The sequence below is a fragment of the Pseudomonas sp. MEJ086 genome, assembly GCF_030209025.1.
Classification (GTDB): Bacteria; Pseudomonadota; Gammaproteobacteria; order Pseudomonadales; family Pseudomonadaceae; genus Aquipseudomonas; species Aquipseudomonas fulva_A.
In genome coordinates this window covers 1-2998 of sequence record NZ_JARVSV010000062.1, presented here as the reverse complement: position 1 = coordinate 2998, position 2998 = coordinate 1, and the positions used below count along the sequence as shown (strand labels likewise).

Here is a 2998-nt window from a genome sequence, read left to right as displayed (position 1 = left end):
GCGCAGAACCTGTGGGAACGGGCCATGCCCGTGATCGTTTCACGGGCATGGCCCGTTCTCACAGGAGTAATACACAACTGTCCTGGCTCTGGCTCTAGCCCTTAAAGTCCTTTGATAGAGAATCCAAGCCGCGGGAAGTGCACATGCACGACACCAGCGCGGTCATCTTCACGACGCAGGATCAACTCCTCGGCCCCGGCGAACAGCAGCTCGCCTTCCACGGCATCCACCCCGTAATCAATCGCCGAGATGGCGACGGCCTGCCCGCTGACAAAACCATTCGGGTCAGTGAACGCCTCGTCCGGCAGCGGCGATGGCGTGGCTTCGCGCGCCACCCTGATGGCCTCCTCGCTGCTCAACGGCTCGGGCTTGCCGTGTCCACTTGCCAGCACCCGATCCAGCCAGGCGGCGACGCCCGGGTAGCCATCGACCAGGGGCGAGGTCACCGGCGTCGCACGCAGGAACCACAGCGGGTGAGCCATGGCGATATCGGCCAGGCTCGCCTCACCGAACAGGAAATCACCACCGCTCGCCTCCAACTGAGCCTGCAGACGTGCCATGAACGCCGGCCACTGGTGCTTGGCCTGCTCGGCGGGCAAACGGCTGGCCTGACCACCAGCGAACAGCTTGGCGCGGTCGGCGATGAAGGCCTGGACGAACTCCGGGGGTGCCTTGGCGAAACGCACGGCGATGGACTCGGGCTGGAACACCAGGCTGACCGCATGCTGAAACACCACCGAGTCGGCCCATTGGGCGAAGGCGGCGATGGCGAACGCCAGATTGCCCGGCAACAGCGCCGGCTGCGGCTGAAGGGCTTCGAGACGACGCGCGATCAACGCGGTGTCGCAGTAGATATCGGCACCGATCTGCAGCACCGGGGTCTTGCGATAACCTCCCGTCAGGGCGGTGAGATCCGGCTTGGGCATCAGCGGGGGAATCTGCACCGAGCGCCAGGCCAGGTCCTTGAAGCCCAGCAACAGGCGCGCTTTTTCAGCGAAGGGCGACGTGGGGTAATGGTGCAGGATGAGCTCAGACATTGCAGACCTCCGGGAACGGGTAAGGCCTGCAGCTTAACTCAGCTTGCTGCTGGTACTAGACAGAACCCATTGGGGCTGATGAGTGCTCATCAAGGACATGCATCAGGCTACCGGTGGCCACCAGCGCTTCCTTGGCGCCTTTGCCCAGTCGCTTGATCGCCCGCTCGCGGCGCAGGGCATCGCCCTTGCCGATACAGCTTTCGCTGTAGACCAGGGCCACTGCCGGGCTGGAAAAGAAGAAGCGAGCGCCCTTGCCACTTTGGTGCTGGGCGAAACGGCGCAGTGGATCGTCACTGATGCCGCAGTAGAGCGCGCCATTGGCGGCGCGCACCAGGTAAACGAACCAGACCTTATCCGGCGTAACGCTCATTGCCGGCGATCAGGCGAACCATTCGCGGGCAGAGCGCCACACGCACATGCCGACGAAATACGCCGAAGACAGGCCCCACAGCGCCAGCAGCCAAACCGGCTGGGTCGGGAACTGGATGATCAACCCGGCACAGGCGAACATCCAGATCATGGTCACGGCGATGTTCAACGGCATGAACTGCTTGACCCGGAACGGGTGCAGGAACTTCATGCGAGTCAGTGTCAGGCCCGCCAGCACCATGATGACCAGGAAGGTCACCCACGGCTCGAAATCCAGCAGATAGAGGTACACCACCACCACGTTCCACGCCGCCGGGAAGCCGACGAAGTAGTTGTCCTTGCTCTTCATGTTGACGTTGCAGAAGCAGAACAGCGACGACAGCAGAATGATGCCCACCGACAGCAGCAGCGTGTACTCGGGCAGCGGGATGAAGCGATAGACGAAGATCGCCGGGATGAACACGTAGGTGAGGTAGTCGATCACCAGATCGAGGGTCGAACCGTCGAAATGCGGCAGTACCACCTTGACGTCGTACTTGCGCGCCAGGGTGCCGTCCAGGCCGTCGACCAACAAGGCGAGCCCCAGCCACAGCAGGCAGCTTTCCGCCCTCCCCTCGATCAGCGCGAGCAGCGCCAACATGCCAAGGATTACCCCGCTGGCGGTTACCGCGTGAACGCTCCATGCCTTGGCTTTACTGGGTGATAGCGACATAACACTCATGATCGAAATACTCTGGTAGACGGACTTTCACGCAACGAACGGAGCCTTTACATGCACTCAGCCATTCATCGATGAACATTCAGACCGAGAAGCCTACCACTCCGTTCAGCTGCGCGCCTCTACGCCGTGCTGCCCGTCTGACGCACGGGAGGCCTGAAACTGCCGCAGACCGTTCCTGGCCTGCCTGCGCACGGTGTTTTTCAGCAGCGGCGTCCAGCCGATGAGCATGCCCTGAAAACCCAGCGCCTGAGCGGACCAGCGCCACATATCGAACTGATCACGGTGTTCGACGATCAGCCCGTCACGAATCACGAACGACGCCTGGATGCGGTTCACCACGGTGCGGCCGGTCTGGCTGAACAGGTAAGTGGCCACCCAGTTGGCGCTACCACCATTGGCATCGGCCTGCACATCGCTGAAGGTCAGGGAGAACTGCTTGGCCCGGGTGGTCAGCATGCGCCACATGTCCGCGGCATCGTCACCGGTGAGCGTGCCGAATGCCGGGTCACTGAAGCTGACATCAGGCGCATAGCAACTCGCCATGCGCTCGGCATCCAGTTGCTGGAAGGCCTGGTAGAAACGGGTGATCAGATCGGCATTCGGGTGAGACATGGCTGAGCTCCTTGGCGATACGCAGAGTATCGCCGCAAAACGCCGATCCGACGATGGGCATATCGGCCATTGATACGCCCTTATCAGAACGCAAAAGGGAGCCCTGCGGAGGCTCCCTTCTACTAGCAAGAACGCGCTTTCGATCCAGCGAGCTAGAGTCCTGCAAGGCCTGGGCTGCCCCGCAAATACAGGCGAGGAAGCGGACTTGAACTGGCTTAATAAATCTGGACACCTCAATCGGGCGCTATGATGGCGCCCA

At 61.8% G+C, this 2998-nt stretch carries 4 protein-coding genes; all 4 read right to left on the bottom strand.

Going from position 1 to position 2998, the window contains the following annotated elements; all coding sequences use genetic code 11:
• Positions 1 to 101 precede the first annotated feature (101 nt).
• Complete coding sequence (locus QRN22_RS26100; protein ID WP_042556419.1) at positions 102 to 1037, bottom strand: glutathione S-transferase family protein; 936 nt, start codon at positions 1035 to 1037, stop codon at positions 102 to 104.
• A 55-nt stretch (positions 1038 to 1092) separates the two neighbouring features.
• Positions 1093 to 1407, bottom strand: coding sequence for a GIY-YIG nuclease family protein (locus QRN22_RS26095; RefSeq protein WP_042556420.1), 315 nt, complete (start codon positions 1405 to 1407; stop codon positions 1093 to 1095).
• A 9-nt stretch (positions 1408 to 1416) separates the two neighbouring features.
• Positions 1417 to 2127 (bottom strand): phosphatidylcholine synthase, encoded by a 711-nt coding sequence (gene pcsA / locus QRN22_RS26090; RefSeq protein ID WP_042556421.1) that lies wholly within the window; start codon positions 2125 to 2127, stop codon positions 1417 to 1419.
• 105 nt (positions 2128 to 2232) lie between these two features.
• Positions 2233 to 2739: a nuclear transport factor 2 family protein gene (locus tag QRN22_RS26085; protein ID WP_042556422.1), complete on the bottom strand. Its 507-nt coding sequence runs from the start codon at positions 2737 to 2739 to the stop codon at positions 2233 to 2235.
• Positions 2740 to 2998: the final 259 nt, after the last annotated feature.

Coding starts and splice junctions, on each gene's coding strand:
- QRN22_RS26100 (WP_042556419.1), bottom strand. CDS start 1,037: ATGTCTGAGCTCATCCTGCACCATTACCCCACGTCGCCCTTCGCTGAA.
- QRN22_RS26095 (WP_042556420.1), bottom strand. CDS start 1,407: ATGAGCGTTACGCCGGATAAGGTCTGGTTCGTTTACCTGGTGCGCGCC.
- pcsA (WP_042556421.1), bottom strand. CDS start 2,127: ATGAGTGTTATGTCGCTATCACCCAGTAAAGCCAAGGCATGGAGCGTT.
- QRN22_RS26085 (WP_042556422.1), bottom strand. CDS start 2,739: ATGTCTCACCCGAATGCCGATCTGATCACCCGTTTCTACCAGGCCTTC.